This is a genomic window from Lentibacillus sediminis (genome assembly GCF_002763455.1).
GTDB lineage: Bacteria > Bacillota > Bacilli > Bacillales > Amphibacillaceae > Lentibacillus_D > Lentibacillus_D sediminis_A.
This window is the reverse complement of the sequence record NZ_NIXK01000008.1, coordinates 109534-124462: the sequence shown is the minus strand read 5'-3', so window position 1 is coordinate 124462 and position 14929 is coordinate 109534. Positions and strand designations below refer to the sequence as shown.

The 14929-nt window shown below is 45.4% G+C and carries 12 protein-coding genes and 2 riboswitches; of the genes, 10 read left to right on the top strand and 2 right to left on the bottom strand.

Annotation, left to right across the window (positions count from 1 at the left end):
* The first annotated feature begins 7 nt into the window (after positions 1-7).
* The 8 genes from CEG13_RS14150 (at position 8) to CEG13_RS18815 (ending at position 9850) form a co-directional block, all read left to right on the top strand.
* Positions 8-970 carry an AAA family ATPase gene (locus tag CEG13_RS14150; protein WP_100012547.1) on the top strand — a complete coding sequence of 321 codons (963 nt, stop codon included), beginning with the start codon at positions 8-10 and terminating at the stop codon, positions 968-970.
* On the top strand, positions 967-2235 hold the full coding sequence (locus tag CEG13_RS14145) for a DUF58 domain-containing protein (protein WP_100012546.1): 1269 nt from the start codon (positions 967-969) through the stop codon (positions 2233-2235). Before CEG13_RS14150 ends, CEG13_RS14145 begins: the two co-directional genes overlap by 4 nt.
* Complete coding sequence (locus tag CEG13_RS14140) at positions 2232-4442, top strand: transglutaminase TgpA family protein (RefSeq protein ID WP_100012545.1); 2211 nt, start codon at positions 2232-2234, stop codon at positions 4440-4442. Before CEG13_RS14145 ends, CEG13_RS14140 begins: the two co-directional genes overlap by 4 nt.
* Positions 4443-4482: 40 nt before the next feature.
* Positions 4483-4584, top strand: a riboswitch (purine riboswitch).
* Positions 4585-4967: 383 nt separating this feature from the next.
* Positions 4968-6503: a glutamine-hydrolyzing GMP synthase gene (gene guaA, locus CEG13_RS14135; protein ID WP_100012544.1), complete on the top strand. Its 1536-nt coding sequence runs from the start codon at positions 4968-4970 to the stop codon at positions 6501-6503.
* Positions 6504-6543: 40 nt separating this feature from the next.
* Positions 6544-7065: a cupin domain-containing protein gene (locus CEG13_RS14130; RefSeq protein WP_100012543.1), complete on the top strand. Its 522-nt coding sequence runs from the start codon at positions 6544-6546 to the stop codon at positions 7063-7065.
* A gap of 160 nt (positions 7066-7225) precedes the next feature.
* Positions 7226-7326: riboswitch (purine riboswitch) on the top strand.
* A 135-nt stretch (positions 7327-7461) separates the two neighbouring features.
* Entirely contained in the window at positions 7462-8796 is a 1335-nt protein-coding gene (locus tag CEG13_RS14125; protein ID WP_100012542.1) for an NCS2 family permease, read from the top strand.
* A 195-nt stretch (positions 8797-8991) separates the two neighbouring features.
* Entirely contained in the window at positions 8992-9573 is a 582-nt protein-coding gene (locus tag CEG13_RS14120) for an NADPH-dependent FMN reductase (protein ID WP_100012541.1), read from the top strand.
* 124 nt (positions 9574-9697) lie between these two features.
* Positions 9698-9850, top strand: coding sequence for a hypothetical protein (locus CEG13_RS18815; RefSeq protein WP_158234702.1), 153 nt, complete (start codon positions 9698-9700; stop codon positions 9848-9850).
* Between the two features lie 193 nt (positions 9851-10043).
* Here the strand turns inward: CEG13_RS18815 and CEG13_RS14115 are convergent, their stop codons facing one another.
* Both CEG13_RS14115 and CEG13_RS14110 read right to left on the bottom strand, forming a co-directional pair.
* The gene (locus CEG13_RS14115; protein ID WP_100012540.1) at positions 10044-10895 is read right to left on the bottom strand and encodes a formate/nitrite transporter family protein; all 852 of its coding nucleotides are present in this window, start codon (positions 10893-10895) and stop codon (positions 10044-10046) included.
* A 455-nt stretch (positions 10896-11350) separates the two neighbouring features.
* Complete coding sequence (locus CEG13_RS14110; RefSeq protein ID WP_100012539.1) at positions 11351-12523, bottom strand: MFS transporter; 1173 nt, start codon at positions 12521-12523, stop codon at positions 11351-11353.
* 211 nt (positions 12524-12734) lie between these two features.
* On the opposite strand from CEG13_RS14110, the gene CEG13_RS14105 reads away from it, so the two are divergent.
* On the top strand, positions 12735-13463 hold the full coding sequence (locus CEG13_RS14105) for a gamma-glutamyl-gamma-aminobutyrate hydrolase family protein (RefSeq protein WP_100012538.1): 729 nt from the start codon (positions 12735-12737) through the stop codon (positions 13461-13463).
* A gap of 126 nt (positions 13464-13589) precedes the next feature.
* Positions 13590-14900 (top strand): lysine N(6)-hydroxylase/L-ornithine N(5)-oxygenase family protein, encoded by a 1311-nt coding sequence (locus tag CEG13_RS14100; RefSeq protein WP_100012537.1) that lies wholly within the window; start codon positions 13590-13592, stop codon positions 14898-14900.
* The last annotated feature ends 29 nt before the right edge of the window (positions 14901-14929 follow it).

Genomic DNA, 14929 nt, shown 5'->3' with positions numbered 1-14929 from the left:
CGAAAAAATGCAGGGTGTTACCGTTTATAACGAAAAAATTGAAAAGGTTTTATCGAATATAAATAAAGTGATGATCGGCAAAGAAGAGGTGGCAACCCTCAGTCTGGTGGCTTTATTGGCGCAGGGGCATGTGCTCTTGGAAGACGTTCCTGGTGTCGGCAAAACCATGCTTGTGCGTACTTTGGCCAAATCACTGGATTGCGATTTTCGCCGGATCCAGTTCACACCGGATTTGTTGCCGTCGGATGTGACTGGCATCTCGATTTACAACCCGAAAGAGCTGGAATTTGAGTTTCGTCCAGGCCCGATTCTTGGCAATATTATTCTGGCGGATGAAATTAACCGGACTTCACCGAAGACGCAATCCTCGTTATTGGAAGGAATGGAAGAAAAGAGCGTCACCGTTGATGGGAAAACCCTCCCGCTCAGCAAACCTTTCTTTGTAATGGCAACCCAAAACCCGATCGAATATGAGGGGACCTACCCGCTGCCGGAAGCACAGCTCGACCGCTTTATTATTAAACTGAAGATGGGTTATCCATCATTTACCGATGAGCTGGAAATGCTGGATCGGACATCACGTAACCACCCGATTGATACAATTGCTGCGGTGATGAGCCGGGATGAGTTGAGTAATGTACAAGATGAAGTGAAAAAAGTCTATATTGATAAAAATGTCCAGCACTACATTATCAATCTGGTAAGCAATACGCGCGCCAATTCTTCTATTTATCTTGGTGTCAGTCCAAGGGGATCGATTGCTCTGATGCAGGCGGCAAAAGCATATGCCTATGTTTGCGGGCGGGACTACGTGCTGCCTGATGATGTGAAATTCCTGGCTCCCTATGTGCTTTCCCACCGTATTATTTTAACCTCGGAGGCAAGATATGACGGCTTGGAGAGTGAACAGGTAGTTGCGTCGATTGTGAAAAACACGCATATTCCGATTCGGAAGGATTTTAACCGATGAAAGAAAAACTGCGTGCTGTTGGTAATTTTGCTCTGGTTTTCTTCTTGTTTGCCGTACTGTTTTCATTTGCCATGTTCCAGGGCGGTTTTACAAGCTGGTTCCTCTTTTTCGGTTTTCTGCCTATTTTTCTTTATCATTTCGGACTTATGCTTTACCCGATCCACAAATGGGAGGTCTCCCGGCTCCTCTCGCATCATGTCGTCCGCGCCGGAGATGGTGTGACTGCAACCATCCGGGTCCGCCGCCGTGTTCCTTTTCCGCTTTACTACTGCATCTGTGAAGAGATTTTTCCTGACACATTGAAAAAGGCGGAAGACCGCTCGAACAAATATCGCTGGATGAATGAACCGGAGCGGCAGTATCGCCTTAGGGAGATAAAAAAGGTTGTGTTCCCTGCATTTCGCCGTGTGATCGAACTGCCATATCGAATTGAGCAAATTCCCCGCGGGGAGCACCAGTTGCGGTATGTTCGGATAAAAACAGGGGATTTCTTCGGTTTTGTCAAAAAAGAGCATGTTTTTCAGCTGGATGATCAGCTGATTGCCTATCCTAATGAGTTTCCGGTGCGCATGGGGGAAGTTTCCAGCAGCTATGAACAGGGTTCGGTTGCTTCTTCGGCATTGAATTTGACCAATACGAATGTGGCGACTGGAATTCGTGAATACATGCCGGGTGACAAGGTAACCTGGATTGACTGGAAACAGACCGCTAGAAAAAATGAAGTGATGACAAAGGAATTTGAGCAGGAGAAAAGCAGCAATATCCTGCTTGTTTTGGATGCTGTTCCGTATAAAGAGATGAACGGGCTTGCTTTTGAAGCTGCTATTGAAGTTACCATATCGTTGATGGAGACTATTCGCCGCAACTTTACACAAGTTGGACTTGTTACAATCGGTGAGGATATCTTTCATTCTCCGATGCAGCACAGTCCTGGGCAACGGGAGTGGGTAAGGCAGCATTTGACACGGATTCAGCCGTCTGGAGGCCAGCCTTTTGCCATCCGCTTGCAGGAAGAAATGTTTAAACTGGGCATCGGCAATATTGTTATTGCAGTTACAACCAATCTGGATGAGAAACTGGTGGTGGCGGCCAAGAAGCTCAGGCAGCGAACGAAGCGGGTGTCGATCGTTTTTATCCAGTCCGCGGGCATGATCACGGAAAAGCAGCATGCGATGATGCAGCAGTTAAGGTTTGAAGGAGTACGGGTCACTGTACTGACGGAAAAACAACTGATGAAAAATCCGCTGGAGGTGGGCGGGATATGATGAATATCATGCAAAAAGACCAAAACAAAACATCGCTGTTCTTTTCCGCTATTTTGTATATGGCCGGTTTTTTTCTATTTTTGGAATGGCTTTATCCATTGGAACAGATTACGGATACGAGCAGTATTACCGTATTTATTTTGTTTGCAGTGTTATGCTTTGTAATTACGTTTTTGCAGATACCTTGGTGGGCCAGTTTCTTATTGAAAGGGAGCGCACTCCTGATTCTTGTTAACGTTTTATTTTTCACGGAGCGATTCCTGAGCGGCACATGGTTCGATGAACTGCTTATGGAGATGGCACTTAATGCGGATGCACTTTTTTCCATGCAGTGGTATTATCTGACACCGATGTTTCGCAGTGTCTTGTTTTTAATTTTAATCTGGCTGATGAGTTATCTGCTGCATTACTGGTTTGTGATGATGAAGCAGATTTTTGTATTCGTTTTGCTTACGTTCTTCTATTTGGCTATTCTTGATACATTCACGGTTTATGACGGGGATGTAGCGATAGTAAGAACGTTTGTTATCTCCTTTCTTGCTCTGGGGATTGCCAATTTAATGAAGGAACTGGACAAGGAATCGATCCATTTCTCCTGGCTGCGGCAGATGCGTGTCTGGCTGCTGCCGGTGGTGGCCATTGTCCTGTTAGCCTCCCTGTTCGGATTTGCGGCGCCAAAATTTGACCCGCAATGGCCGGACCCTGTGCCATTTATTCAAAGTGCTGCGGAGAATGCCGGCGGCTCGGCAGGAGGAGGGACCGTGCAAAAAGTGGGCTACGGGGAAGATGACTCCCAGCTCGGAGGTTCCTTTGTACAGGATAATACCCCGGTGTTCCAGGCCACTGTGGAAAAGGAGCATTACTGGCGGATTGAAACGAAAGATGTGTATACCGGCAAAGGCTGGGAAATGTCAGAAGAACCGGACTATGAACTGCAAGACGGCGGGGAGATTGCACTGCAGACGTTCACGGATCAGGTAGAAACAGAAGAACTAGAGGCATCACTCACCTTTCAGGGAAATACCGAGATTGAAAAGTTGATTTATCCGTATGGGGTAGATCAAGTCAGCGCCGGCGGGGATTTGTTGCTGGATGATTACGCGGAAGCGATTCAGACTCAGCAAGAAGGCGAACCAGCTGTTCTGACGAATTATTCTATCAGCTATGATCATCCATCCTATGAGCGAAACAGTTTGCGGGAGGAAAATGGCGAGGATCCCGAGGAGATCATGGAGCGGTTTACTCAGCTGCCTGACGAACTGCCGGAGCGGGTCGGCGAACTTGCCGAGGAAATAACCGAGTTGGATGACAACCGTTATGACATGGCAAAGTCGATCGAAAACTATTTCAGCCAGAGCAATGGGTTCACCTATCAGACGACCGATGTCCCTGTGCCTCAAGAGGACGAGGACTATGTCGACCAGTTTTTGTTTGATTCCAAAGTGGGCTATTGTGATAATTTCTCTTCTTCTATGGTTGTGATGCTGCGCACGCTTGATATTCCAGCCAGATGGGTCAAGGGCTTTACCAGCGGAGAGGTGATGGTGACCGGCACAGGGGATGAACCGGATGTGTACCAGGTAACCAATGCCAATGCCCACTCCTGGGTGGAAGTGTATTTCCCGCAAACAGGCTGGGTCCCGTTTGAGCCGACTCAAGGATTTTCCAACCTGTCCGATTTTCATACCGATATAGAAGAAAGTTCGGACTGGAATGAGGACGACCTTCTGGAAGCCGAGGAACGAGCGCCAGAACCGCCAGAAGCCGATACAGAGGAACCGGAAGAAGAAGTGGCGTCTGCTCCAGCAGACAATCAGACCGGCGGCTTTAATCTGGAGTTGAATTGGACTCACATTAGTATTATCACGGCTGTCGTGCTGCTACTTGGATTTGTTGGGTATAAAACGAGGTTTCGCTGGCAGGCTTATCTGCTGGCCAAACGGTTTAACTCGAAGCCGGATGCCAAAACTTACCAGGATGCCTATCATCACCTAATGCGAATCTTGGCACATCAAGGACTGAAAAAAGATCCCGATCAGACACTAAGGGAATATGCCAAGCGGATTGATGATCGCTTTGCCACAGATAATATGGGACGGCTGACCAATCATTTTGAGCACATTCTTTACAGGGATGAATTGAACAGCGAGCAAGCAAGCGAGCTAACTCAATTATGGAAAGATTTAATTAAACGGGTAATGGGTTGACCAGCCTTGCTAAGGTTAGTAGAATAAGGTTATTCATTTTGAAGAATATAGGTTTGCCATTCGTATATCCTCGATAATAAGGTTCGAAAGTCTCTACCGGGGCACCGTAAATGCCCTGACTATGAAGGGCAGAAGTTTACAGGTCGGTAATTGTTTAGCCTGGATTCTGCCCTTTTTCAGTTGTATGGATTTTTGAATGCGGCTGGGGAAGGGAAGGGTCCGGGTTTTTTTGTTGAATGTGGGTGAGTGAGGGGTGCTGTGCTGGAATCGGGCGAGCGCAGAACGAAATCGGGCGAGTTCACATCAGAATCGGGCGACTATAATCTAAAGTCGGGCGAGTCATGCTCAAGAACGAGCGAGTGTGGGCCAGAATCGAGCGAGAACCACATTAAATCGTGCGAACACACGCTGAAGTCGCGCAAGCTCCACACCAAATCGCGCGGCCCACACTTCAAATCGCGCGAATATCTCCCTAAGCCCAAGACGATATACTCAAGTGACAAACCCAAAAATAGAGGTGGAAGCATGGAAACAAACGAAATGATACTTGTTCTGGATTTTGGCAGTCAATATAATCAGCTGATCACCCGGCGCATCCGCGAATTCGGTGTGTACAGCGAACTGCACAGCCATAAGCTGACAGCAGAAGAAATTAAACAAATGAATCCGGCAGGCATTATTCTGTCCGGGGGTCCGCACAGTGTATATGATGCAAATAGCTTCCGCTGTGATGAGGCTATTTTTGATTTGGATATCCCGGTTCTTGGCATCTGCTACGGCATGCAGCTGATGGCGCTGCATTATGGCGGCAAAGTGGAAAAAGCGAAAAACCGGGAATATGGGAAGGCGCTGATTGACGTAAATGATCAGCCGGTGCTGTTCCATGACGCGCCAAGCACCCATACGGTATGGATGAGCCATGGTGATAAAGTGATGGAAACACCGCCTTCTTTTCAAGTGGATGCCACCAGTCCGTCGACGCCGATTGCCGCAATGAGCAATCCGGCGAAGCAGCTCTACGGTGTCCAATTTCATCCAGAGGTGCGCCATTCTGAATATGGCAACCATTTACTCAAACAGTTTGTGTTTGAGGTGTGCAACTGCACCGGTGACTGGACGATTGAAAACTTTATTGAACTGGAAGTGGAAAAGATCCGCGAACAAGTCGGCGAACGCAAGGTACTTTGTGCTTTAAGCGGCGGGGTGGACTCCTCCGTCGTAGCCGCTCTGATCCACAAGGCAATCGGAAATCAGCTCACCTGTATCTTCGTGGATCACGGGCTGCTGCGCAAAAATGAAGCAGATGACGTGATGGACGTATTTGCCGAGGATTTTCAGATGAATATTATTAAAGTTGATGCCAAGGACCGTTTTCTTTCCAAATTGGAAGGAGTAGATGATCCGGAGAAAAAACGAAAAATCATCGGCAATGAATTCATTTATGTATTTGATGATGAAGCAAGCAAGCTGCAAGGGATTGACTTTCTGGCACAGGGTACGCTGTATACAGACATTATTGAGAGCGGTACGGAAACGGCACAAACAATTAAGTCGCATCATAATGTCGGCGGTCTGCCGGAAAATATGCAGTTTGATCTGATCGAGCCACTGAACACCTTGTTTAAAGACGAGGTCCGCGAACTGGGAATACAGCTGGGTATGCCTGAGCGCATTGTGTGGCGGCAGCCTTTTCCGGGACCGGGGCTGGCGATTCGGGTGCTTGGGGAAGTAACGGATGCGAAACTCGAGATCGTTCGGGAATCGGACGCGATCCTTCGTGAAGAAATTGCTGCTGCAGGGCTTGACCGGGATATTTGGCAATACTTTACCGTGCTGCCTGACTTTAAAAGTGTCGGTGTCATGGGGGATGCCCGCACGTATGATTACACGATCGGCATCCGGGCGGTGACTTCCATCGATGGCATGACCTCTGACTGGGCGTGGATTCCGTGGGAAGTTCTGGAAACAATCTCGACAAAGATCGTTAACGATGTGCCCCATGTGAACCGCGTGGTGTATGATATCACCAGCAAACCGCCAGCTACGATCGAGTGGGAGTAATGACTTAACTTTATCCACGGAAGGGCGGAAGAATTTCACCATGAAAATAAATGAATTACAATACTGGGTATCAAAACTTGGGCTAATTCCGCATCCAGAAGGGGGATATTACAAAGAAACATTTGAATCTGAAGAACGGATTTCTGACAGAGAATTAAATGTGAATTTTGACGGCCAGCGAAAACTTTATTCGAGTATTTACTTCCTGTTAACGTCTAATGATGTATCCCACTTTCATCGCTTAAAATCTGATGAATTATGGTATTATCACGGCGGAAGTCCTTTAACCATTCATGTCATCAATGAAGATGGGCAATATCATGAAATGAAATTAGGGAGTAATCTGGAAAAAGGAGAAGTTCCTCAAGCTTTAGTTCGTAAAAATTCAATCTTTGGCTCGTCAGTTACAGAGAAAGATACATGCTCTTTAGTTGGGTGTATGGTTTCTCCAGGTTTTGACTTTAAGGACTTTGAATTGTTTACACAGGACAATCTTTTACACAAATATCCGCAGCATAAGGATATTATTATGAAGTTGGCCTATAAGAATATCCCAAAATAGGCAGGGGTCCAGCCACTCCCTGCAATTGTAAGCTAAGGTTACTGCAAGGCTCCTGTTTAATAAATATTGATCTTAATATCTATTAAAAACGGACAATAAATAAAAATAACTTTTTATCGTTCGTTTTTGTTGAACTTTTTCACCAATCATAGTATGATAAACTTAGAACTTCATATTTTTGCGTATAATTTCGGGAATATGGCCCAGAGTTTCTACCAGACCGCCGTAAATGGTCTGACTACGCAGGCTGAATTAGCAGATAAAACGGGGAACAAGTCCGTATAGATGCCCGTTTCTTCGTTTTTGCTTTTTCTTGTCTCGTAAAGGTAGCGCTCTGGTTCCGGCCAGGGCGTTTTTTGCATTTATTTAAAAAACCAAAAGATAAGGGGAAGCGGTATGAAGAAATATTTTAACTTTGAAGAACTGGGAACAAACTACAGAACCGAATTTTTAGCAGGGTTGACAACATTCCTCGCGATGGCGTATATCCTGTTTGTGAACCCGGCAACCCTTGCGCTTGTCTCGGTTGAGGAGCTGCCGGAAGGGGTAACGCGAATCGACCAGGGGGCGGTATTTACAGCAACTGCTCTTGCTGCAGCGGTTGGTTCCTTATTCATGGGGGTAATTGCCAAATATCCAATTGTTCTCGCACCTGGAATGGGGCTTAACGCCTTTTTCGCCTATACCGTGGTCCTAGGCTATGGCATTCCCTGGGAAACTGCATTGGCAGGCGTGCTGGTATCTGGAATTATATTTATTATTTTAACCTTAACCGGCCTTCGGGAATTAATTATTAATGCGATCCCGGGTAATCTGAAACTGGCAGTTGGTGCGGGGATTGGCCTTTATATCGCCTTTATTGGACTGCAGAGTGCAGGTATCGTGGTAGGAAATCCAGATACACTGCTGGCGCTTGGTGATATGACCTCCCCAACAGTCTTGCTCGCCTTATTTGGATTGGTGGTTTCTGTTGTACTGCTGACTATGGGTCTTAAGGCGGGAATTTTTTACGGAATGATCATTACTGCGGTTGCCGGTATGCTGGTTGGCCTGATTGAACCTCCAGCAGGGATCGGCGGCATTGTCGGAGAGGTTCCGAGCCTAGCACCGACTTTCGGTCAGGCGTTCGCGCATTTTGGGGAAATTTTTACGATTGAAATGCTTGTTGTGATTTTGACCTTTTTATTTGTTGATTTCTTTGACACGGCTGGAACCCTGGTCGCTGTTGCTACACAGGCAGGGCTGGTGAAAAACAATAAATTGCCGCGCGCAGGAAAAGCTTTGTTTGCAGATTCCACTGCTACAGTGGTCGGTGCGGTTGCAGGTACTTCAACTACCACCTCTTATATCGAATCTACCGCTGGTGTCGGTGTTGGCGGCCGAAGCGGTTTCACGGCTGTTGTAGCGGCAGGGTTCTTCCTGCTGGCACTGTTTTTCTCTCCATTATTATCTGTGGTGACAGCGCAAGTAACAGCCCCGGCATTGATTATTGTCGGCGTCATGATGTGTTCCGCTTTGAAAAACATCGAGTGGGATCAATTTGAAATTGCGGTCCCGGCATTTTTGACGATCCTTGCGATGCCGCTGACGTACAGTATTGCCACAGGAATTGCCATCGGGTTTATCTTTTACCCAATCACCATGCTGGTAAAAGGGAGAGCAAAGGAGATCCACCCGATTATGTACGGACTGTTTGTGATCTTCGTGTTGTATATTATGTTCTTGAGCTAAACGGAGGAAAAAGCTGATGTGAGACAGTAGCGCATCAGCATTTTTTCTAGAATAAATTACTATTTGTAACCAAGTAATATAAAATGAGCATAAACATTGCAAGCCGATTTGTGAGGTGCTATTATTACATCGTTGCATAAACAAATACTGAATTAAAGATAATAGATTCAGTGAAAAACACCAGGAGGGAACACGATGTTGAAAATAGGGATTGTCTTAGGAAGTGTCCGCGAAGGGCGCAATGCAGAAGCTGTAACGAATTGGATGTATGATTTCGCACAAAAACGCGGCGATGCCGATGTAGAATATGAGATTGTCGATCTTGCCGATTATCCGCTGCCTTTATTGGGTGCGAAGGTGCCGGCAGAGCAAGTACAAACAGCAGAAACAGCTGCTAAAAACTGGTCAGAGAAAATGGCATCATTTGACGGCTATGTTTTTGTTACACCGGAATACAATCATTCCGTAGGCGCAGCGCTGAAGAATGCGACGGATCACTTAAAACCTGAAGTTGCGAATAAAGCAGCAGGGCTGGTTGGCTATGGCAGCCTTGGCGGAACCCGTGCACATGAAAATATGCGTTTGATCTTCGGTGAATTGCAAGTAGCTGATGTGCAGACTGCTGTGACGTTCTCGCTAATGACAGATTTTGAAAATTTCTCTGTGTTCAAGCCGGCTGATTACCATGCATCTAATGCAAACACCATGCTGGATCAGGTAATTGCCTGGAGCCGTGCGTTGAAAACAGTGAGAGAAGAGCAAGCAGTTAATGCGTAAGTTATAAGGAAATATGAAAGGCTGCAGGGGATTGATTTCTCTGCAGTTTTTTTTATGCTATTGGCATTTCGCTTGTATTAAATGTGTTATAAAGTCCGCTATAATATACAAGGAGGTTTTAAATATGGAAATTCAATTGCAAGGTCTGACAGGTGAAATATATGAAGCCAAACAAAAAGACAACAATACATTTGTTGTTTCTATTGAAGGGGAAGAATATAACTCAGATCTCAATAAACTTTATAACAGCTTCAGTGAAGACCAAAAAAATGGCTAAAGTAATATTTGAAAACAAACAGATACTTGAGCAACTAAACACTTCTAACGTGAATAGGGAGAATGAAGACATAGAAAACATTGAAGACTTTCAAAAACTTATACATGAGGTAAACAGCGAATACAAATCATAATTATAAAAGAGGATACCACCAAATAAATATTCGATGGAAGCCTCTTTAGCAAAGGTCATTTTACTTTCGGATCTCTTTCCGAAACGCGAAAGAAAAGAGCAAGGAGATGAAAATGGCTCCTCCAATGATATTGCCGATACTTGCCGGGATTAAATTAAGCAATAAATATTCATGCCATGCATAGTTGTCAGTGGTGAACAGACCGAGGCTGAAATAACCCATATTTGCGGCACTGTGCTGAAAGTTACCTGCTACAAAAAGAATGACAGGTAAGGCTGTTCCCAGGATTTTGCCGACCATATCTCTGGCGGATGTTGTTAGAAAAGCGGCCATACCAATGAGCCAATTAGCGATGATACCCGATAAAACGACCTGAAACCACCCAATCCAGCCTCGCTCGGCAAATTTCATTTTATTGTCCAGAAGGGTTTCAAGATCTTTTGTGAAATCAGGCGTCATGGAATTCGAACTGATGATCAATAGGGCAACAAACAATGCACCTGCAATGTTGCCGATATAGGTGGCAGCCCAGAATTTGACGTATTTGTATTTCCTCCAATAAGACTTTTGTAAATAATAGGTGGGCAAAAGCACATTCACTTCAGTAAACAAAACTGCTCCTGATACAAACACCATAAGATACCCTGTTGCAAACCCGATTCCTTCCAGCAGAAAGGTTATGCCTTTAGCATCAATACCAATGGCAAGCAACACGGAAAAAACGGCCCCAAAGGTCATGAATGAACCGGCTGTTAAAGATAGAGTGAACTGGGATGGCATATTTTTATCAAGATGTTCTTTTCCTTTTGCGCCGAATGACTGCATCACCTCTGACGGAAGGAAATACTGTCTTTCAGGTTCCTTTTCTGCATTATTGGATTGGTTTGAAGATTCCTGGTTATTATCCGCCATAGTATTCCTCCTGCTTCTGTGTTGGGTAATATCGTATTTCAACGTTTTCTGCTTTCTAATTTTACATATTACCTTATGAAAGATAAGTGGGCTGACATTTCTTATTCAAAAGATACGACTTTTAGTTGAAATAGGAAGGATTGCGTTTTAAACTTCTTATGAAGAAGAGCAAGGGAAGAAAGGGCATTTTATTTTGCAGCATTATTATTTTCTTACAAAATACTGGCAAGAGGGTTAATCAAAAGAGAGCATGACAAATATTACAATGCAAGTATACACACATGGCACAAGCAAAATGAAAAAAAGATGTTCCTGCAAAAGTAAATAACCTCTGCGAAAACATCTTAAACATTCTATTTAAAAAAACTTTTGAACGGGAATTATATCATGCCGCAGATTACCCATACCACTCATGAAAACTCAGCCTGAAAAGTGTCGGCCCCGCTGCCCGCTCCCTAACTCCGCTCCTGTGCCCCTACTTCCTTCCCAAACGGCAACACATGATAAAGCGTCATAAGAACCGTCCCAACAAGCGCCAGACAACCCATGCCGAAGTATAGCGTGCCCCCGCCAAAGTTATCCATGATCACACCGCCAACCGTCGAGCCGATAATACCTGATACCCCGAAAAAGGTAGCGAAAAACACCAGATGTCCGGTCGACTGCAGGAGTGCTGGGATCAGCCGGGTAATATAACTGAATGCCGACAGATAAAACACGCCGAATGTCAGACCGTGCAAGACCTGCAGCGCGATAATGAACATCGGATCCTCAGCCGCAGAAAATAAAAACCATCTCAGTGTAAACAATATCCCCGCAATAATAATGAAAATCAGCGGATGAAATTTCCGGAACCAAAAGCCCGCAAACGCGAAAACAGCAGCCTCCGTGGCCACCCCGACAAACCAGGCAATCCCAACAAGGCTCTCATTGCCGCCAAGCTGCTCAATATAAAGCCCGATATAACTGTCGTTCGCACGGTGGCCAATCGTGACAAAGAGAACCAGAAATAAAAAGATAAGAAACGGTTTGTTCCTAATAATTTGACTGACATCACGCAGTTGAACAGGTTCGGATTCCACTTTTACATCTTTCAATTTAAGTGAAACAATCAGTGCAGCGACTCCGAAAAACAGGTAAGGAACGATCATGTACTGCACACCAAAATAATCCAGCCCCGCGCCCACGATCAAGGCGGATGTCGCAAATCCAATCGAACCCCATGTGCGAATCGTGCCAAATGAAACGTTCAGATCATCCGCCCGCCGCTGGGCAAGGCTGTCGCCAAGCGCTCCAATCGGCGTAGTGAAAAAGTAAAACACCGCTCCCATCAGGATAATGGAAACCAGTGTGTTCATTTGGAAAAAGAGCGTACTTCCGATGATCAAACCAATAATGCAAATGAACAAAACCCATTTTACGGTTTTAAATTTATCACTCAAATATCCGAAAATCGGCTGCGCAAAGATAGATGCAAACGGACCGATCGCCAGTACCCAGCCAATTTCAGTCCCGCTCAGTCCTTTAAACTGTAAATATAAAGGCAAAAAACTGAGGATTATCGTGTTTGATGCATGAAAACAGAACAATAGCATTTTTAATGGAATTAAAGATTCATCTTTTGCCATGTGCTTCACTCCTGACTGCATGACAGTTGTGATTTCTGAAACGAAAGCCACATTATACAACTATACCACGTTTCCAATGATTTGTATCACCGCCTATGATAATCGACAAAATTCGGGAAGTGACAGGCACCTCTGGACAGATTGGATGAATCTGACGTAGACTTAAACAAAAATACCGTCCGCTCATAAGCTGGATCAGGAGGGAGAACGAATGAAACCACTTATCGGGGTAACCGCATCGATGGAAACCGATCAATCACAATACTTCGTCACGAACCGGAATATTAAAGCCATTTTGCAGGCAGGTGGCATGCCTGTCATCCTGCCTTATTTACTGAAAGAAGAAGACGTTGGTCAGATTGCAAGGCAACTCGACGGTCTCTACGCTACAGGGGGCTATGATATCGACCCAACGCTTTTCGGGGAAGAGCCGCACCCTAATCTTGGCACGATCATTCCTGCCCGTGACCACTCGGAAATTTTCTTAATGAAAAGGCTGCTGGAAGACGGCAAACCGATCCTTGGTGTCTGCCGCGGGGCTCAGACGCTGAACATTGCTGCTGGAGGCGATATGTATCAGGACATATATGCGCAGATCGATTCCGATCTGCTGCAGCATACACAGAAAGCACCGGTGGAACATGGATCCCATTATGTGGATGTTCTGCCGGGATCGCTGCTGCACAAGCTGACGGGGACAGAGACATTGAAAGTAAACAGCTTGCATCATCAGGCCAACCGCGATGTTTCCGAATCTTTTCAGATCAGCGGAAAAGCAAATGATGGAGTAGTGGAAGCAGTCGAAAGCAAAACCCACCTATTTGCCTTGGGACTGCAATGGCACCCGGAGGCGATGGTGCTGGCAGGTGATGAGGCTTCAGAAGCGATTTATCAGGGATTTGTTCGAGCATGTGAAAGGAAAGGGGACCGTATGTCTTAGGGCATGCGGATTCTTCTGTCACAACCATGAAGTAAAGCAACCGCACCTCTACTTCCCACAAAAGTATAGCACCCGCAAAATATGGTTACATTAAGCAAAAAGCTAACCATAGAGGGAAGTGGAAAAATGTCGCGCGAATTGCACGATATTATTGGAATTGGCATAGGTCCTTACAATCTCGGCATGGCGGCTCTTCTCGAGAATACACCCGAACTGGAAGGGGTGTTTTTCGATAAGACACCAAAATTTGAATGGCACCCCGGGATGCTGATTGAGCGGATGGACTTGACCATCCCCTACTTGGCGGATCTCGTTACATTTGCCGATCCAACAAGCAAATTCACCTACATCAATTATTTACATGAACATAACCGCTTGCATCAGTTCTATTTCCTCAGCAAATTTGAGGCACCGCGCCAGGAATATAATGATTATTTGCAATGGGTTGTTGGACAGTTGGAAAAGCTGCACTTCGGGTATGAAGTAGTGGATGTGATTGATCATCAAGAAGCTGATGTTCCGCACTATGAGGTGGTCGTAGAAGAGGTCGCGACCGAAAAACGAAGCTCCTATTTTGCCAAACACATATCGATGGGAACTGGCAGTAACCCTCTGGTGCTGGATACGATGAAAGGCCAGCCGGAGGAGGATGTGCTGCATACGAGCCGATACATGTTTGAAAAGGAAAAGTTAGTGCATTCTCCCCATATTACGATCGTGGGATCCGGCCAGAGTGCAATAGAAGTGCTCCTTGATCTTTTGAAGGAACAGGAAAATAAAGAATTTCACCTGTCATTGTTCACCCGTTCCAGCGGGCTGTTTCAGCTGGAGAAGGGAGAGTTTGGCCTGGAATATTTCTCACCTGACTTTGTGGATTATTTTCATTCCCTTAACTTTCAGGAGCGCAATGACACATTGGACACCTTGGGGACGTTAAGAAAAGGGATCAATCCAAATACTCTAAGGGAATTATATAAGGTTCTTTACCATAAAACAATTGGTGAAAAGAGGCAGCCGGTGACGATCCAGCCGAATACAGAAGTAAGAGATCTTAAGAAAGAGAACGGCAAGTATGTCCTTCGCTGTCATCAATGGCAAAAAGAAAATTCCTTTGATTATGAGACAAATAAGGTAATCCTGGCAACAGGGTATAAACCTCATATTCCTGACTGGTTCTATGATAGGTTCGGGGACAAAATTGAGTGGGAGGACGACAAACGTTACAAAGTCACCAGAGATCATCAACTCGTCTTTAAAGAGCAGCGAGATCATCATTTTTTCACCCTGACGAATTTGGAGCATTCCCATGGAACATCCGCCACAAATCTGGGCTTGTCGGTGATAAGAAACATTCAGATCATTAATTCGGTTGCTGGTCGTGAGGTATATCCAAACAAACGTGATACGATTTTTCAGCAGTTTCGGATGGAGGATTAACTGAAAAACCGGTGCACTCATTTGTTGCA